The sequence below is a fragment of the Trinickia sp. HAY1-2D genome, assembly GCF_056754935.1.
In genome coordinates, this window is sequence record NZ_JBPGWX010000002.1 from 2,803,140 (window position 1) to 2,819,974 (window position 16,835).

At 62.3% G+C, this 16,835-nt stretch carries 16 protein-coding genes and 1 pseudogene; 10 read left to right on the forward strand and 7 right to left on the reverse strand.

Translation table 11 applies throughout. The annotated features are described in order from the left end of the window. Positions 1–39: 39 nt before the first annotated feature. Positions 40–921, forward strand: a complete 882-nt coding sequence (gene galU, locus ACR9ZC_RS20165) for a UTP--glucose-1-phosphate uridylyltransferase GalU (RefSeq protein ID WP_331566048.1) — start codon at positions 40–42, stop codon at positions 919–921. 90 nt (positions 922–1,011) lie between these two features. Here the strand turns inward: galU and ACR9ZC_RS20170 are convergent, their stop codons facing one another. Beyond that, positions 1,012–1,458, reverse strand: coding sequence for a cupin domain-containing protein (locus tag ACR9ZC_RS20170; RefSeq protein WP_481581659.1), 447 nt, complete (start codon positions 1,456–1,458; stop codon positions 1,012–1,014). A 373-nt stretch (positions 1,459–1,831) separates the two neighbouring features. Here ACR9ZC_RS20170 and ACR9ZC_RS20175 point away from each other — a divergent pair, with 373 nt between their 5' ends. Both ACR9ZC_RS20175 and ACR9ZC_RS20180 read left to right on the forward strand, forming a co-directional pair. Beyond that, the gene (locus ACR9ZC_RS20175) at positions 1,832–2,116 is read left to right on the forward strand and encodes a toxin-antitoxin system TumE family protein (protein WP_481581660.1); all 285 of its coding nucleotides are present in this window, start codon (positions 1,832–1,834) and stop codon (positions 2,114–2,116) included. Further along, positions 2,113–2,475 (forward strand): HVO_A0114 family putative DNA-binding protein, encoded by a 363-nt coding sequence (locus ACR9ZC_RS20180; protein ID WP_481581661.1) that lies wholly within the window; start codon positions 2,113–2,115, stop codon positions 2,473–2,475. Before ACR9ZC_RS20175 ends, ACR9ZC_RS20180 begins: the two co-directional genes overlap by 4 nt. 176 nt (positions 2,476–2,651) lie before the next feature. Here the strand turns inward: ACR9ZC_RS20180 and ACR9ZC_RS20185 are convergent. Beyond that, a pseudogene (locus ACR9ZC_RS20185) lies at positions 2,652–2,765 on the reverse strand (sulfurtransferase TusA family protein); the annotation flags it as partial. A gap of 322 nt (positions 2,766–3,087) precedes the next feature. Here ACR9ZC_RS20185 and ACR9ZC_RS20190 point away from each other — a divergent pair. Both ACR9ZC_RS20190 and ACR9ZC_RS20195 read left to right on the forward strand, forming a co-directional pair. Beyond that, positions 3,088–3,612 (forward strand): hypothetical protein, encoded by a 525-nt coding sequence (locus tag ACR9ZC_RS20190; RefSeq protein ID WP_481581662.1) that lies wholly within the window; start codon positions 3,088–3,090, stop codon positions 3,610–3,612. A gap of 214 nt (positions 3,613–3,826) precedes the next feature. Further along, on the forward strand, positions 3,827–4,261 hold the full coding sequence (locus tag ACR9ZC_RS20195; protein WP_481581663.1) for a lysozyme inhibitor LprI family protein: 435 nt from the start codon (positions 3,827–3,829) through the stop codon (positions 4,259–4,261). A gap of 62 nt (positions 4,262–4,323) precedes the next feature. Here ACR9ZC_RS20195 and ACR9ZC_RS20200 read toward each other — a convergent pair whose 3' ends face one another. The 5 genes from ACR9ZC_RS20200 to ACR9ZC_RS20220 form a co-directional block, all read right to left on the reverse strand. Next, positions 4,324–4,551 carry a sulfurtransferase TusA family protein gene (locus ACR9ZC_RS20200; protein WP_173254743.1) on the reverse strand — a complete coding sequence of 76 codons (228 nt, stop codon included), beginning with the start codon at positions 4,549–4,551 and terminating at the stop codon, positions 4,324–4,326. Between the two features lie 78 nt (positions 4,552–4,629). Continuing rightward, positions 4,630–6,063, reverse strand: coding sequence for a virulence factor (locus ACR9ZC_RS20205; RefSeq protein WP_481581664.1), 1,434 nt, complete (start codon positions 6,061–6,063; stop codon positions 4,630–4,632). Between the two features lie 362 nt (positions 6,064–6,425). Further along, positions 6,426–7,493 (reverse strand): Gfo/Idh/MocA family oxidoreductase, encoded by a 1,068-nt coding sequence (locus ACR9ZC_RS20210; RefSeq protein WP_481581665.1) that lies wholly within the window; start codon positions 7,491–7,493, stop codon positions 6,426–6,428. Between the two features lie 22 nt (positions 7,494–7,515). Then, on the reverse strand, positions 7,516–8,538 hold the full coding sequence (gene iolG, locus ACR9ZC_RS20215; RefSeq protein WP_481581666.1) for an inositol 2-dehydrogenase: 1,023 nt from the start codon (positions 8,536–8,538) through the stop codon (positions 7,516–7,518). Beyond that, positions 8,531–9,412: a MurR/RpiR family transcriptional regulator gene (locus tag ACR9ZC_RS20220; RefSeq protein WP_331566058.1), complete on the reverse strand. Its 882-nt coding sequence runs from the start codon at positions 9,410–9,412 to the stop codon at positions 8,531–8,533. The genes iolG and ACR9ZC_RS20220 overlap by 8 nt, the downstream gene beginning before the upstream one ends. Positions 9,413–9,638: 226 nt before the next feature. Here ACR9ZC_RS20220 and ACR9ZC_RS20225 point away from each other — a divergent pair, with 226 nt between their 5' ends. From ACR9ZC_RS20225 to iolD, 5 genes are all read left to right on the forward strand, one after another. Then, positions 9,639–10,697 carry a sugar ABC transporter substrate-binding protein gene (locus tag ACR9ZC_RS20225; protein ID WP_331566060.1) on the forward strand — a complete coding sequence of 353 codons (1,059 nt, stop codon included), beginning with the start codon at positions 9,639–9,641 and terminating at the stop codon, positions 10,695–10,697. Positions 10,698–10,830: 133 nt separating this feature from the next. Then, positions 10,831–12,000 carry an ABC transporter permease gene (locus tag ACR9ZC_RS20230; RefSeq protein ID WP_481581667.1) on the forward strand — a complete coding sequence of 390 codons (1,170 nt, stop codon included), beginning with the start codon at positions 10,831–10,833 and terminating at the stop codon, positions 11,998–12,000. 31 nt (positions 12,001–12,031) lie between these two features. Next, positions 12,032–12,847, forward strand: coding sequence for an ATP-binding cassette domain-containing protein (locus ACR9ZC_RS20235; protein ID WP_481581668.1), 816 nt, complete (start codon positions 12,032–12,034; stop codon positions 12,845–12,847). Between the two features lie 31 nt (positions 12,848–12,878). Beyond that, positions 12,879–14,894: a bifunctional 5-dehydro-2-deoxygluconokinase/5-dehydro-2-deoxyphosphogluconate aldolase gene (locus tag ACR9ZC_RS20240; RefSeq protein ID WP_481581669.1), complete on the forward strand. Its 2,016-nt coding sequence runs from the start codon at positions 12,879–12,881 to the stop codon at positions 14,892–14,894. Next, complete coding sequence (gene iolD / locus ACR9ZC_RS20245) at positions 14,894–16,825, forward strand: 3D-(3,5/4)-trihydroxycyclohexane-1,2-dione acylhydrolase (decyclizing) (protein ID WP_481581670.1); 1,932 nt, start codon at positions 14,894–14,896, stop codon at positions 16,823–16,825. The genes ACR9ZC_RS20240 and iolD overlap by 1 nt, the downstream gene beginning before the upstream one ends. Positions 16,826–16,835: the final 10 nt, after the last annotated feature.

The window sequence follows — 16,835 nt, forward strand, 5'->3', positions numbered from 1 at the left end:
CGTTTCGACGAAGCCAATCGATAAAATCAGGGTAATGCCATGCTAAAAGTCACCAAGGCAGTCTTTCCCGTGGCCGGTCTCGGCACACGGTTTCTTCCCGCCACCAAGGCGAGCCCCAAGGAGATGCTGCCGATCGTCGACAAACCACTGATCCAGTATGCGGTGGAAGAAGCGATGTCAGCAGGCATCACCGAAATGATTTTCGTGACCGGACGCAGCAAGCGCGCGATCGAAGACCACTTCGATAAGTCCTATGAGATCGAAGCGGAGCTCGAGGCACGCGGCAAGGAGCGGCTGCTCGAACTCGTGCGCAGCATCAAGCCGAGCCATGTCGACTGCTTCTACGTGCGGCAGCCTGAGGCGCTCGGGTTGGGGCACGCGGTGCTGTGTGCCGAGAAGCTCGTCGGCGACAATCCGTTCGCCGTCATCCTCGCGGACGACCTGCTCTACGGGGTGCCGAGTGTCATGAAGCAGATGGTCGACGTGTTCGACCACTATCACAGCTCGGTCATCGGCGTTGAGGAGATTCCGCCGCAAGAGACGAAGTCTTACGGGATCGTCGATGGCAAGGAATGGGAAGACGCGATCATCAAGATGTCGGGCATCGTCGAGAAGCCGGCGCCTGATGTTGCGCCGTCGAATCTCGGCGTGGTTGGCCGGTATGTCCTGAAACCCCGCATTTTCGAGCATCTGCGTTCGATCAAGCCCGGTACCGGCGGTGAGATTCAGCTCACCGATGCGATTCAGTCGTTGCTCTCGGACGAGCAGGTGCTTGCGTACAAGTATCACGGCACGCGTTTCGATTGCGGCAGCAAGCTCGGGTACCTGAAGGCAACGGTGGAGTTCGCGCTGCGCCATCCGGAAGTGGCGGAGGAGTTCGAGCATTATCTGCGCACGCGCTCGCCGGTGATGGATAGCTAGGATTGGTGTGCGGGCGGCGCGAGTGACGCACTCGCCGCCGTTCGCAACTGGTTGAGGGCGTGCTGCGGTTGGATTGAAAGCGATCGTCGTTCAGTGCGGTGGGGTCGCTGGCACGAGCCCGTACCTGGACATGACCTCGATAAGTTTCTCGCGGTCGGGCGGGCCGCCGGCATTGACGATTGCTCCGACATCACGAAAATACTGAGCGCCAATGTCGGGAGTCAGAACGATCAACGCGCGGGCAATGCCATCATGTGGATTGCTGAAGTGATGGACCGATCCCCGTGCGGTAAACATCCATTCTCCCGGTGTCAGGTCTCGGACTGCTCCATCGACCGAGTACCGAAGCGTGCCTTCCAGCACATAGACGCATTCTTCGTTATGTGTATGGCTGTGTGGCGGGGGAACCTGCGCGTTAGGGGGCACGGTCAACTCGAAAACACCCATCCCGCCTGTCGCAGTTCCATCTATCAGGTATTGGATCCTCAATTGACCCACGTGGATTGATTCGCGTGTCGCCGCGCCGCTGAGAGTCATTGTCAAACTCCTCGAGATTACGGATTCTTATCGATCCGTCGACGTTGTAGGCGAGGGACGCAGCGCTTGCGGCGCGTCCGGCGACCTGTAGGACACACTCCGTTTAGCTCGGATTATGCGCCTCTCATATGCGCCCAAACACGGATTTACACCCGGCGCAAGCGAGACGCCTCCCTTGCCTCTTCCGGTTCGGCTTGGCGGCGTGCTTGGCACCCTGTTCAGAGGCCGCGCCCACAGGTATCCGGAGCCGAATCGAAGCTTTCGTTTCCGGGGAGGACCGGGAGTCAGTCGCCGAAACATTGGAGCCACCGGTTGTTGGGGGCGTGCGTTGGCGGAATTGACAACAGCTCGGACTGTTGGCATAGTTGCCAACATGAAAGCTCGACTGATCCATCGCGACCCAATGGCTTTCGATGACGGCGCGATCGTTGAAATGGTTGTTTGGGAAGTACCGACCCCGGTCGCGGGAAGTTCGCATCGCTACAAGTATCGTCTGTTCTATGGATATGCCGGCAATCGTGTCGTCGGATACGACAATGAGCGGCCAAAAGGCGACCATCGGCACGTCGATGGTGTAGAAGAGCCATTTCGATTCACCACCCCCGAAGAGTTGATCCGGGAGTTCATCGAGGAAGTCACGCGCAGGAGGGCACTATGAAAACTGCCACCATTCGCATTCGCCGGCATACGGCCACGGCGCTCGCGGAAATGGGCGAGCGTTTTGTCAAGGCTTGGCATGAAGGCAGCTCTGACACTGATACATTCGAATTCGAATCGCCCAAAGCTTTGTTCACCGTGCTGACGCCAAAGCGTTGGGAGCTGATCGAGCGGCTACAAGCACTGGGCGAAGTCAGTTTGCGCGCAGTCGCGCGGAGCTTGGCGCGTGACGTGAAGCGGGTTCACGAAGATGCCGCCGTGTTGCTCGAGTGGGGGCTGATCGAGCGCACGCCGAACGGCAAACTCCACGTGCCCTACGACAAGATTCATACCGAATTCGATCTGCTCGCGGCCGCCTGAGGCGCGATTCGAACAAAGCATTTGAGCGCTACCGCGAGATGCAATGCGCATTTTCGGCCGATCGACGCGCAGAGCAACTTCGTGCCGCTTTCTCCGATCTGCCGATGCGGTAAGCCACCCCTCAACTCGGCGCCGCCTGGCATAGTTGCGAAAAGCGGCACCGCGAGCCACGCCGCTCAACGGCGACGCATCAAAAACACAAATGTCTTATCCTGCGCCGAACTTTCGACGATCTCATTACCCGTCTGCTTGGCGAACGCCGCAAAATCGCACTGCGAGCCCGGATCGGTCACGCAACAGCCCGTCGCGTGCCTCGGACGAGCAGGTGCTCGATTACACGCTCGCGTCGCCCGCCTCCACGTGCGGCACCCTGGTCCGCCCCCAATGTGCCATCGCCGGTTCCGTTGTAAGCCGTTGGACGCACGCGGATTAACTGCCAAGACAAACCTGTCTGCGCCGTTAACCTCGAAACGCGGATACGCCTCATTTTTTTGCGTTCCTGTTGAAAGGGAATTACACAAGCCGTACCATGTCACCCTCTTTTACGTCGATTACAAGCCAGCGCCTCGCTTCATCGCAACTATCTGGCGGCGTTACTTAAAAGGACGGGTCATGGCACTGGGAGCTGCCGAACAAACAGGCCTCGAAAAATGGAAGGCAACGTTAAACAAAGCGCCAAGCGACAAAAAATGGGGCGAATACGACTGTGAAATCCGTGTCGCGGTCAATGAAATAAATACCCATCTCGCCCGATCCGCTGGCTACGTGCCGCTGGACTGGCAGCTGATCAAGGCCATGGTCTGGACAGAAACGGGGGCCGAGCATCCCCAGTGGAAAATCAAGCCCATGCAAATCGGCGTGCCCGGTGACCCAGGCTTGGCATCGCTCCTATCCGGCAAAGAAGGCGGCGAATTAATCCTGCCGCCCTCTTGGAAAGGGCGATTAAACATCGGCTCGTGCACGACTATCCCGAGCTATAACATCCGCGCCGGTATCGGCTACCTCTTGATGCGCATGGCCGTTTTCGATTACCGCAGCGTCCCGGGATTGGATACGAAGGTCTACGAGATCAAAATCAGCCGGGCGATAGTCTGGATAAAATCGCCAAAGCCAGCGGTACGACCGTCGAATCGCTGAAAAAACTCAATCCCAGCGCCGCTGGCCCACTTCGTCCCGGACACCTGATCAAATACCGCAAGGCGTCTGTCGAGCGTGTGATTGCAGGATGGAGAGTCATCTCGACAAGCTCGATTGCCCTACGGTACAACGGCGGCGGTGACCCGAACTGTGCAAAGAAACTCGACTATGCATTAAATCTCGTCCGAAAGGCAAAGGCTGCAGTATGCGCACAATGAGGGTTCTCACCGCTTTCTTCTTTTCCTACTCACTGCTTACTAGCATGTCCGCCCATGCAGCGTCCCCACAGAACGAGCGCACAATCCGCGAGCAATGCAGCGACGCTTCCGAAGCGGGGATGCACGACTGTCTCGAAAAAAAAGCGCGCGAAAGCGAAACGGCCCTTAAAGACGCCGAGCGCAAAACCAACGACGCCCTCGGCAAATGGGATGAAGACGCCAAGTACGTCAGCTCGGCAAAAACGAAGTTGCAACTGTCGAACAAGGCATTCGAGCGCTACCGAGAGGCGCAATGCGCAGTTTCGGCATCATTGGGTGGCGGCGCCATCGGTCACGCCTCCGACATGAGGCGCTTGGCATGTCTGACGGAACTGAACGATCGACGCGCAGAGCAACTTCGTGCCGCTTTCTCCGATCTGCCGATGCGGTAAGCCACCCTCAACTCGGCGCCGCCTGGCATAGTTGCGAAAAGCGGCGCCGCGAGCCGCCCCGCTCAACGACGACGCATCAAAAACACAAATGTCTTATCCTGCGCCGAACTTTCGACGATCTCATTACCCGTCTGCTTGGCGAACGCCGCAAAATCGCGCTGCGAGCCCGGATCTGTCGCCAGCACCTTGAGAATCTGTCCGCTCTGCATGTCGGCCAGCGCCTTTTTCGCGCGCAGAATCGGCAGCGGACAATTGAGCCCGCGCGCGTCGACTTCCTTATGAATTTCCATCGGTGATCGGCCTTCGTCGTGAACGGCCCGGCCACGTCAGCCGTGACCAGTTGAATCGAGCAACGTAAACGTCGAATTTTACCGCAGCGCACCGCGCGACGCTTGCGTCACAGCTTCTCCCCACCACGGCAGATCGCCGCTGCTCCAACTGCGTGCACGGAACTGTACGGCGCCGAGAGCGGCGCCATCGGGCCGCTCGGGAGGCACAACGACTACGCCGACCGGGCGCTCGGAATCGGTCGTCCCCGCAACGAGCACCTTGTTGCCGACATGGTGTGCCCGGCCGATCGCCATCGCGACGTTGGTGAGCGCGCTACCCGCGCCCATATCGCCCAGGCGCGCCGCCGTATTGAAGGTTTGCTTGCGGTAATCGAAGGCTGCAAGCATTTCGGTCAACGAACGGCCAAGCGTGCCAAGCCGCGCTGCAGCGGCATCGCTACCCGCCCCGGCGTCATGGATCACGTAATCGATATTTGCTACTTCGCTATGCGCATAGGCAGCCGCCATCGCCACGGTATCTCGCCATGCTTCGACAGCCCGCACCGCACCTGGCCTCGGAACGTAGTTCTTGATACTCCCAGTGACCGCCCTGCCGATCCATGCAAGCGGCTCGCACTGCGCCTCGTAACGTGGCCCCGCAAGCACCAGCAACGCCATATTCTCGCTGGACTGTTTGCCTTTCGACGGGCGATCCGGAGCGTCCCAGTTCATCACCCACACGCTCTTGTCCGGATTCTCCTGTAGATAGTCCATCGCCGCATTCAGCGAGGCGAAGCCGGCATTCGCGCCGCCGCGCGTCAAATTCACGCGCGGCCACACCTGAGCCCCGCGGCCGTCCAGCGGCGCACTCTCACGAGCGAATTCACGGACGAGCCGCCCGCGCACATACTCTTGGACTTCAGCGGGATCGAGCCGATAAGCTGGGATGGCGTATTCCACGCGTATATCCGCCCCTGGACCGAAGCCGTCAAAGTGCCCGCGGGCGAGCAGCCCGAACATTTCATCGATATAGCTTTGATGGGTTCGATGGAACGTTTCGCTATCCCCGTTTTGACCTGCGACTGTCAGCGCAGGTCGCATGGCGCCAGGTTTCATCGCGCTCGTTCCCGGCCAATCACAAACCTGATCCGACTTTATCAAGCCCAGTGTCCAGAGAATTCGCCATTCGGTCGGATAATCGCGTCGACACAGTGGATTGAGCCAAATAACGCCGACCACCTGGGCCATGTCCAACGCCCCGCGCTCCTCCCCCGCGGACGCGGGTTTCGAGTCGTTGCGCACCTCGTCTCGAGCGCTATCGAAACCCGTCAGCGCGAAGCAAGCCACGAAAACGTAGAAGCTCACCGTCAGCGGCAAAATCAGAAATCTCCTTATCAGGTCGTCCGTCGTCAAATAGCCTATCTCGACGCCGCTCATTCTCACGAGCGGAAAAACACAAATGCCGAACGAGAGCGCCGTCAATGCCGCCGTCCAACCAACCTTGTTGCCATTCACCAGGATCACTCGATTCACAGCAACCTCCGGTCTATAAAAAGATGCCCTTATCCGATTATCTGGATTTCGCAGGGCGATAAGCCGCGGCACGACCCACAGGCCACGCCATACGGTGGAATGTTCGCCGCACGAAAAAATGAGCGCGCCCCATCCTCGACATAAGCCGATTAGCATTCCTAATTATCGAGATGGAAAATGACGTGTGATGCGAAAACAACTGCGGCAGAACTGAGCGATAAACTACCGACGGAAAAGATCGGCGAAATCGATGCGCGGGTTTCTCGGACGAACGCCCGAAAGAGCAAGACGGGCCTGCTCAACAGGCCCGTCGCAAGGGATCGGTTCCACGCAGTGGCGAGCGATATGCCACTGCGCCACAGCTATAGCGCGACAGGTTGTCCGCTTTCGAGCGCCCGACGCAGCGCCTGTCCGATACGCGTCGCTTCGAGCGCGTCGGCAAGCGAGGCTCCGGACGCCACACCGTCGCCCGGGCCACCGGACGCAACCGATGCGACCGACGCGACCGACGCGACAAAAGCCTGCGCCTCGCACAAAAACGCCTCTTCGAAACGATCGAAGAACGTCGGCGTGCATTCATTTCGCACACCGCGTTCATCGTAGATCTCGACGCGATTGGCGCGCGGATTCTGACCGATGGTGAGCGCACCCGACGTACCGATGACCTCGCTGTGCGTATCGTTTCCATGCGCCATCGTGCGCGAAGCATAAAAAACCGCAAGCCGGCCGCCCTCGAATTCGACGACCCCCACGCCGTTATCGACATCGCCGCACTCGCGCAAACCCTCGTGCAGCGCGATCGTCCCCGTCGCATAAGCACGCGTGGCGCGCGCGTTGCCGAAGAACCAACGCGCGATATCGATATCGTGCACGGTGCAATCGAGAAAGATCCCGCCCGAGGTGGGCGCGAAGCGGACGAAGAACCCTTCCGGATCGTTCTTGTCCGTCGTCTGAGAGCGGATCATGAACGGCCGCCCTATCTGGCCCGCCGCCACTTTGTCGTATGCATCGCGGTAGCTGGGATCGAAGCGGCGCATGAACCCGATCGTCGCAATGAGCGACGGATGCTCGCGCGCCACGGCCAGCACGCGCTCGCACTCGGCCACATCGAGCGACAACGGCTTCTCGCAAAACACATGCTTGCCCGCTCGCAGCGCGGCCACGATCTGCTCGGCGTGCAGCGACGAAGGCGTCACGAGCCACACTGCATCGATTTCGCTGTCGGCAAGGAGGGCTGCGTAATCGGCATGAAGCCGCGGCCCGGGCAGCGCCTCGCGCGCCCAAGCGCGCTCCGCCTCGACGGGACTGCAAACGGCTGTCAGTACCGCTCCCGGAACCCGGTAGGCCAGATTCATTGCGTGCCGGGCGCCGAGGCGGCCAAGCCCTGCTACGCCGATCCTGATCGGCGCGTGATTGGCAATAGTCGTCATCTCCACACTCCACCCGGTTCGATCAAGCCGCCGTTTCGTCGATGCGCACCGCGCGCCCTTCGCGCCACGAACGCGTCGCCGCCTCGGCCAGCTCGAGCGCCTTCACGCCGTCGGCAATCGTCGTGCGTACGGCTGTGCCGCGCGTCACCGCATCGAAAAAATGGGCAATTTCGTTCGCGTACGCGGTACGGTAGCGCTCGAGAAAAAACGCCTCGGGAACGTCGGTCGATACGGCCCGCGCGCTGAATGCCGTCACCTCCGTCGGCCGTACATTGCCCGCCTGCAGCATGCCGCCGCTGCCGAGCACTTCGAAACGCTGATCGTAGCCATAGGCCGCCCGCCGTGTCGTATTGATCTGGCAAAGCCGCCCACCCTTCGTGCGGATCGTGACCGCGGTCGAATCCGCATCCCCCGCCTGCTCGATCGCCGGATCGGTCAGGCAGCTGCCCGTCGCATGCAGCGTCTCGGCTTCATCGCCGAGTATCCAGCGGAAAATGTCGAAGTCGTGAATGAGCATGTCCTTGAAGATGCCGCCCGAGCGCTTGATGTATTCGACGGGCGGTGCGCCCGGATCCCGGCTCGTCACGACGAGCATCTCGGGCGTCCCGATTTCCCCCGCATCGAGCCGCGCCTTGACGGCCGCGAACGTCGGATCGAAGCGGCGCTGAAACCCGATCATGCAAACCACGCCGGCACGCTCGACCGCTTGCGCGCAGGCACGCGCGCGTTCGAGCGCGAGATCGACGGGCTTTTCGCAAAACACATGTTTGCCCTGCGCGGCCGAGCGCTCGATCAGATCCGCGTGCGTGTCCGTGCTCGAGCAGATGACCGTCGCACCGATCGAGCGGTCGCCGAGCGCGACATCGGCCTCGACGACTTCCGCACCATGCTCGCGCGCCGATGCATCGGCCGCTTCACGGTTCACATCGACCACATACTTGAGCCGAACACCCGGCTGCCGCGCGAGGTTGCCTGCGTGAATGCGGCCAATGCGGCCGGCCCCGAACACGGCGACGTTCATGGTGCCGTGGGTCTTGTCAGTCATCGTATCCTCCAGTGTCTTTGGATTCTTCAACTTTGAGTTCGAGCCTGTAGGCCAGCGCGACGAAAAGCGCCTGACACAGGCAGATCGTGCTTGTCAGCGCGCGAAATGCAAACGCGCTGCCTTCCTTCACAAACAGTTGCGCGCTCGCATACCGTGCGAGCGGAGACAGGCGGCTATCGGTAATGACGAGCGTTTGCGCCTGGTGATGATGCGCGACGCGCAGGCAATACTGCGTTTCGCGACCATAGGGTTCGAAGCTGATGGCGACGACGACGTCGCCCTTTTTCACGCTGCGGATCTGCTCCCGGTACATACCGCCGAAGCCGGAAACCAGATGCACGCGCTTGGCTGTGTGCTGGAGCGCATAGACGATGTAGCTCGCCACGGCGAAAGAGCGGCGCACGCCCACCACGTAGATGTTTTCCGCGCGTTCAAGCATCGTCACGGCCGCGTCGAACTGCTCGTCGTCGAGCGAGGCATCGAGCTCGTCCAATCCGTTGCGGCAGGCCGTGATGAATTCGCGCGCCATCGTCCGGCCCGACAGGCGTCCCGGCTTGTCGTCGATCAGCTTGCGGATCCGCTGCTTGTAGGTCTGCCCCGAAGGGTTGTGGCCCGTGTAGGCCTGCTTGAACACTTCCTGCAGATCGGAAAACCCGGAAAACCCGAAGCGCTGCGCGAAACGGACGACGGCCGACGGGTGCACGCCGCAACTCGCCGCAATGTCGCTCGTGCGGTCCACCATGACACTCGAGCGGTGCTGCTCGAGATACGTGGCCACGCTTTTCAGTTGCCGCGGCAGCGAGTCGTACGCATCCGCGACACGCTGCATCAACTCTTCGACGCTCGGAAGCTGATCTGTGCTGTCTTCCTGCATGACTGATGTCCCCTCTGTTCTCCCGCACTGCACAACACTTACCGCAGCAGGCGATGGATGCGGATTATAGGCGTTGGCCTGTCGAAATGGAATGAATTTTCCATTTCTCACATGGATGAAATTTTCTTTGCAATCTCGCGCAAGTTCGCCTACTCTTTTCCCTGAGCGATATGGCCGGGTTCTGCGCCGCGCTCGTCACAACATAACTTCGAACAGGTGGAGACAAATGAGACAAGGCAACCGCAAGGCCGCTTTGAAGACGATCGCGGCAACGCTCGCATCGGGGCTCGCCATCGCATTCACGGCGTTCGCCGCGCCGGCCGCCCAGGCGGCCGATGCGAAATTCGTGCTGATCAGCCACGCGCCCGATTCCGATTCCTGGTGGAACACGATCAAGAATGCGATCAAGCAGGCCGACGAGGACTTCAACGTTCAGACCGATTACCGCAATCCGCCCAACGGCGACTTGTCGGACATGGCGCGTCTCATCGAGCAGGCCGCGGCACGCAACTATGACGGCGTCATTGCGACAATCGCCGATTACGACGTGCTGAAGGGTTCGATCAAGAAGGTGACGGACAAGCACATCCCGCTCGTGACGATCAACTCGGGCACGGAACAGCAGAGCAAGGAACTGGGCGCGATCATGCATATCGGCCAGCCCGAATACGCGGCAGGTCATGCCGCCGGCCTGAAGGCGAAGGCGGCGGGCGTCAAGTCGTTCCTCTGCGTCAATCACTACGCAACGAACCCTGCCTCGTTCGAGCGCTGCCGCGGTTTTGCCGAGGCGCTCGGCGTCAATTTCAAGACCTCGACGCTCGATGCGGGCACCGATCCGACGGGCATTCAGACGAAGGTTCAGGCATACCTGCGCAACCATCCGGACACCGGCGGCGTGCTCGCGCTCGGCCCCAATTCGGCTGAGCCGACGATCAAGGCACTGCAGCAAATGGGCAAGGCCGGGAAGATCTGGTTCGCGACGTTCGACTTCTCGCAAGATATCGCAAACGGTATCAAGGACGGCACGATCCAGTTCGCGATCGACCAGCAGCCCTACTTGCAAGGCTATATCCCGGTTGCCGTGCTGGCCATCGTAAAGAAGGACCACACGACCGATCCGGTCAAGATCGAGAAGATCTTGCAAAGCAACGAGAAGTTCAAGAAGCGTCTGGCCGACTATGGTCTGGACCCCGTCTATGAGGCGACCACGATCCGCTCCGGCCCCGGCTTCATCACCAAGGAGAACGTCGATAAGGTCGTCAAGTTCGCGGGCCAGTACCGCTGAACGCAGCCGCGCTTAGCCCAGGCGTATAAGCGCGGCTCGACCTCCGATTCCACTTTTCTTGCGCGGCACGAACGGGCTTGGCCCGGGGATGCCTGGCCCGGTTCGCCCGCGCGATTCAGCTTGGAGACATTCGATGAGCGTCACCGATCAAATCCACGGCAACCCGAGCCACCCCGAGCAGCCGGGTTCCTCCCCAAGCGCCGCTTCCGCGGCGGCCGCCGACGAACGCGTGCGCCGCGAGTCGTGGTTCAAACATCTGCTCAACCGTCCCGAATTCGCCGCGCTCGCCGGCACGGTCATGGTGTTTCTCGTCTTCGCGCTCGGCGCGCGCGATTCGGGCATGTTCAACCTCGACGGCATCATGAACTGGTCGCAGGTTGCCGCCTATCTCGGCATCCTGTCCGTCGGCGCATGTCTGCTCATGATCGCCGGCGAGTTCGATCTGTCGATCGGTTCGATGATCGGGTTCGCGGGCATGATGGTCGCCCTGCCGACGATGTACTTCCATTGGCCGATCGAACTCTCGATTCTGTTCGCCTTCGTGGGCTCGATGGCGCTCGGCGCGCTCAATGGCTATCTCGTCATGCGCACGAGGCTGCCGTCGTTCATCGTCACGCTTGCTTTTCTCTTCATTCTGCGCGGCCTGACGCTCGCGCTGTCCGTCATGTTCGCGGATCGAACGATCATCTCGGGCGTCGGCGACGTGGCCACCCACAGCGCAATCGCGCATACGCTCTTTCAGGGCGTCGCGTTCCACGATTTTTTCCGCTGGCTCGCGCATATCGGAATCGTGCGGTTGCTCGATAACGGCGAGCCGCTCGTGCCCGGCGTGCCGAAGGTAATCGTCTGGTGGATCGCGCTCGCCGCCGTCGGCGCCTTCACGCTTGCCAAGACTCGCTTCGGCAACTGGATTTTCGCCGTCGGCGGCGACGCCAACGCGGCCAAGAATGTCGGCGTGCCCGTTCGGCGCGTCAAGATTCGGCTTTTCGTGCTGACCGCGTTCTGCTCGTGCCTCTTTGCTGTGCTGCAAGTCTGCGACATCGGTTCGGCCGCGGCCGACCGCGGCCTGCAAAAGGAGTTCGAGGCCATCATCGCCGCGGTGATCGGCGGCACGCTGCTCACGGGCGGCTATGGCTCCGTCGTCGGCGCGTCGTTCGGCGCACTCATCTTCGGTGTCGTGCAGATCGGCATCAGCTACACGAATATCGATTCGGACTGGTTCCGCGTATTCCTCGGCCTGATGCTGCTTTTCGCCGTGCTCTTCAATCACTACGTCCGCAGCCGCGTCGCGACGTCGCGCTAAGCGCGAACTCCGAACGACAGGAGACTGAACCATGTCTACCCTCGAACACCCCACGACGAACGACGACGATTTCATCCTCGCGCTCGAAAACGTGAGCCGCTACTTCGGCAATGTCATTGCACTCAAGGATGTCACGATCAAGCTGCGGCGCGGCGAGGTCCACTGCCTGCTCGGCGACAACGGCGCCGGCAAGTCGACGCTCATCAAGACGCTCGCGGGCGTGCATGCGCCGAGCGAAGGCACTTATCGCGTCGACGGCAAACCCGTGCATTTCGGTTCGCCGAAAGACGCGCTCGACCTGGGCATCGCGACCGTCTATCAGGATCTCGCGCTCGTGCCGCTCATGTCCGTTGCGCGCAATTTCTTCATGGGCCGCGAGCCGCAGAAAAAGCTTTTCGGGCTCGTGAACGTCATGGATATCGAAACGGCGGCGCAGACGGCTCATGACAAACTGGCCGAAATGGGCATCCATGTGCGCGATGCGAACCAGCCGATCGGCACGATGTCGGGCGGCGAGCGCCAGTGCCTCGCCATCGCACGCGCCATTCATTTCGGCGCGCGTGTCCTGATCCTCGACGAGCCGACCGCGGCGCTCGGCGTCAAGCAAAGCTTCAATGTCCTCAGGCTGATTCACAAGGCACGCGAGCGCGGCATTTCCGTTATCTTCATCACTCACAACGTCCATCACGCCTATCCGATCGGCGACTCGTTCACGCTGCTCAATCGAGGCCGCTCGATGGGCACGTTCACGAAGGAAACGATCAGCAAGGAAGCCGTTCTCGACATGATGGCGGGCGGCGCCGAGATGCAAAAGATGATCGCCGAACTCGATGGCGCCACGATCTGACACGCCCTTTCACAACGATCCCGAACTTTCCATGGCAGCGAACCAACCTACCCTCGCCACGGCCACGCCGAGTCGCTTCGCGCCGGGCCGCACCCGCGACATCATCTGCCTCGGCCGGCTCGCGGTCGATCTCTACGCTCAACAAATCGGCGCGCGACTGGAAGACGTGTCGAGCTTCGCCAAATATCTCGGCGGCTCCTCGGCCAACATTGCCTTCGGCTGCGCCCGGCTCGGCCTCGCCTCGGCGATGCTCGCACGCGTCGGCAACGACCATATGGGCCGTTTTCTGACCGAAACGCTCGCGCTCGAAGGCTGCGACGTCAGCCACACGCGCGTCGACACGGATCGGCTCACCGCGCTCGTGCTGCTCGGCCTGAAGGACCGCGATACGTTTCCGCTCATCTTTTATCGCGAAAACTGCGCCGATATGGCGATCGACGAAAGCGACTTCGACGAGGCATTCATCGCGTCGAGCAAGGCGCTCCTGATCACGGGCACGCATTTCTCGACCGAGCGCGTCAATCGCGCGAGCCGCCGCGCGCTCGATTACGCGCGCCGCAATCAAGTCCGCACGGTGCTCGATATCGACTATCGGCCGGTGCTTTGGGGCCTCACGGGTAAAGCGGACGGAGAAACGCGCTTCATCGCGAACGAGAGCGTGACCGCGCACTTGCAGCGCATCCTGCCGCTTTTCGATCTCGTCATCGGCACGGAGGAGGAGTTCCGCATCGCCGGGGGCAAGCATGAACTCGTCGATGCGCTGGCGATGGTGCGCGCGGTCACGAGCGCCACGCTGGTCGTCAAGCGCGGGCCGCTCGGCTGCACGATCGTCGATGGGGCCGTGCCCGCATCGATCGACGATGCGCCGACTTATCGCGGTGTAGAAGTAGAAGTCCTCAACGTGCTCGGCGCCGGGGATGCGTTCGCCTCGGGCTTTCTGTCCGAGTGGCTACGCGACGCGCCGTTCGAGCGCTGCGCGCAGACCGCCAACATCTGCGGTGCGCTCGTGGTGGCGCGCCACGCGTGCGCCCCGGCGATGCCCACGCCAGCCGAGCTCGCCTACTTCCGCGAAGCCGCCGCGCAGGACCCGGCCCGCATGCGTCGCCCCGATCGCGATGCCGCCCTCTCGCGGCTGCATCGCGTCAGCGTCAAGCGCACGCCGCGCGATGAAGTCCTGGGCTTTGCCTTCGATCATCGGAATCAGTTCTTCGAGCTGGCGCAGCAAACCGGTGCCGACGAGACGCGCATCGCCGCGCTCAAGCAGCTTTTCGTGCAAGCCGTCGCGCTCACCGAGAAAAGCCTCACGCTCGAGGGACGCATCGGCGTGCTCATCGACGATCGCTACGGGCAGGATGCGCTGAACGCGGCAACGGGCCGCGGCTGGTGGATCGGTCGTCCGGTCGAGCTGCCGGGGTCGCTCCCGCTAGTCTTCGAGCACGGCCGTTCCATCGGCACGACGCTCGCAAGCTGGCCGCGCGAGCACGTCGTCAAATGCCTCGTCCAGTATCACCCCGACGCGCCGATCGACGAACGCGTCGAGCAGGAAGCGCAGCTGCGCGCGCTTTATGACGCGGTTCAGGCCAGCGGACACGAGCTGTTGCTCGAAGTCATCCCGCCGAAGCGCACCGCGCTGCCCGACGCGCCCGACACGGTCTACCGCGCGCTCAAGCGTCTCTACAACCTAGGCATTCAACCCGAATGGTGGAAGCTCGCGCCGATGACGGCCGTGCAATGGCAAGCGATCGACGCGCTCATCGCCGAGCGCGACCCTTACTGCCGCGGTGTCGTGCTGCTCGGCTTGTCGGCTGGCGTCGAGCAGTTGGCGGAGGGCTTTCGCGCCGCCGCCGCGTCGACGGCCTGCAAGGGCTTCACGGTCGGACGCACGATTTTCCATGAGCCGAGTCGTGCCTGGCTCGCAGGGGAGATCGGCGACGACGCCCTGATCGCGAACGTACGCGAAAGATTCGAAACATTGATCGGCGCATGGCGCGCGGCGCGCGCGAATGCCACGCCGCATGCGTCGACCGCAAACTCGGAGGCCGCGTGATGAATGCACCCGAAAACGCTCCCGAGCCGAACCTCGCTCGGCACGCCGGTACGGGCGCTACCGTCCGTCTCACCGCCGCGCAGGCACTCGTCAGGTTTCTCGCTGCCCAGCGCGTGTCGATCGACACCGACGACGGCCAGACCGAGACCGTGCCGCTTTTCGGCGGCGTGTTCGCCATCTTCGGCCACGGCAATGTAGCCGGCATCGGCGAGGCGCTCTATCAGCACCGCGAAGTAATGCCCACCTATCGCGCGCACAACGAGCAAGCGATGGCGCATGCGGCCATCGCCTATGCGAAAGCGCATTTTCGCCGCCGCATGATGGCCGTGACGACCTCGATCGGACCGGGCGCGACGAATCTCGTCACGGCGGCGGCGCTCGCTCATGTCAATCGATTGCCCGTCCTGCTGCTGCCCGGCGATATCTTCGTCTCGCGCGCACCGGACCCGGTGCTGCAGCAGGTCGAGGACTTCCACGACGGCGGCGTCTCCGCCAATGACACGCTCAAACCGGTATCGCGATACTTCGATCGCATCGTCCATCCGGCGCAACTGCTGACCGCGCTGCCGCGTGCGCTGCGCGTGCTGACCGACGCCGCGCTGTGCGGCCCCGTCACGCTCGCGATGCCGCAAGACGTCCAGGCGATGGCATACGATTTCCCGGTCGATTTCTTCGCGACGCGGCTGGTCACGTTCCACTCGCCTGCCCCGAGCGCCGCGGAACTGGATGCCGCGCTCGCAGCCTTGCAACGCGCCACGAACCCGATCATCGTCGCCGGCGGCGGCGTGCTCTACAGCCGCGGTGCCGCCATCGCGCTCGCGGCGCTGGCCGAACGGCACGGCATCCCGGTTGCGGAGACGCAAGCCGGCAAAAGCACGCTGCCTTGGGATCATCCGCTCAATGTCGGTGCGATCGGCGTCACGGGCTCGAGCGCCGCCAACGCGCTCGCGCACGAAGCCGATTGCGTGCTGGCCATCGGCACGCGCCTGCAGGACTTCACGACGGGCTCGAACACGCTCTTCACGCAAGCCGAAGTGGTCTGTGTCAACGCGAATATGTTCGATGGGATCAAGCATCGCGCGGCGCCGGTCATCGCCGACGCCTGCGCGGCAATCGACGCACTCGCGGCTTGTCTCGGATCATGGCGGGCGAGCACGGCCTGGACCGAACGCGCACGCCAACTGGCCGGCCAATGGTGCGACACGGTTACGCAGCGCACCCATGCGGAGCCGGTACCGGGCAAACTGCCGTACGACGCCGACGTCATCGGCGCTGTCCAGCGCTCGTCCACCCGCTCGGCAGCCGAGGATATCGCGGTATGCGCGGCGGGAACGCTGCCCGCCGAATTGCATAAGCTTTGGCGGGCCGCACGCCCGGGCGGCTATCACGTCGAGTATGGCTATTCGTGCATGGGCTACGAAATCGCCGGTGGCCTCGGGGTGAAGCTGGCCAGGCCGCAACGCGAAGTGATCGTTCTCGTGGGCGATGGCAGCTATCTGATGATGAACAGTGAGATCGCCACGTCCGTGATGCTGGGGGCCAAGCTCATCGTCGTCGTGCTCGACAATCGCGGCTACGGCTGCATCAACCGGCTGCAGCAAGCCTGCGGCGGCGCGCCGTTCAACAACCTGCTCGACGATTGCCTGCAAGGCCCGCTGGGCGCACCTGCGATCGACTTCGCCGCTCACGCGCGGTCGCTGGGCGCACATGCCGAACACGCGGCCGACGTGGCCGGCCTCGAAGCGGCGCTCGCGCGCGCGCGTGCGGCCGATCGGACGACGGTGCTCGTCATCGACACCGATCCCGCCCGCACGACCGACGATGGGGGCTGGTGGTGGGAAGTCGCCGTGCCGGCCGTATCGGAGCGCGAGGCGGTACGCGCAGCGCGCGCCGACTACGAAGCACAGCTCGCGGCACGCGCTAAAAGTTGATTTGCGACGG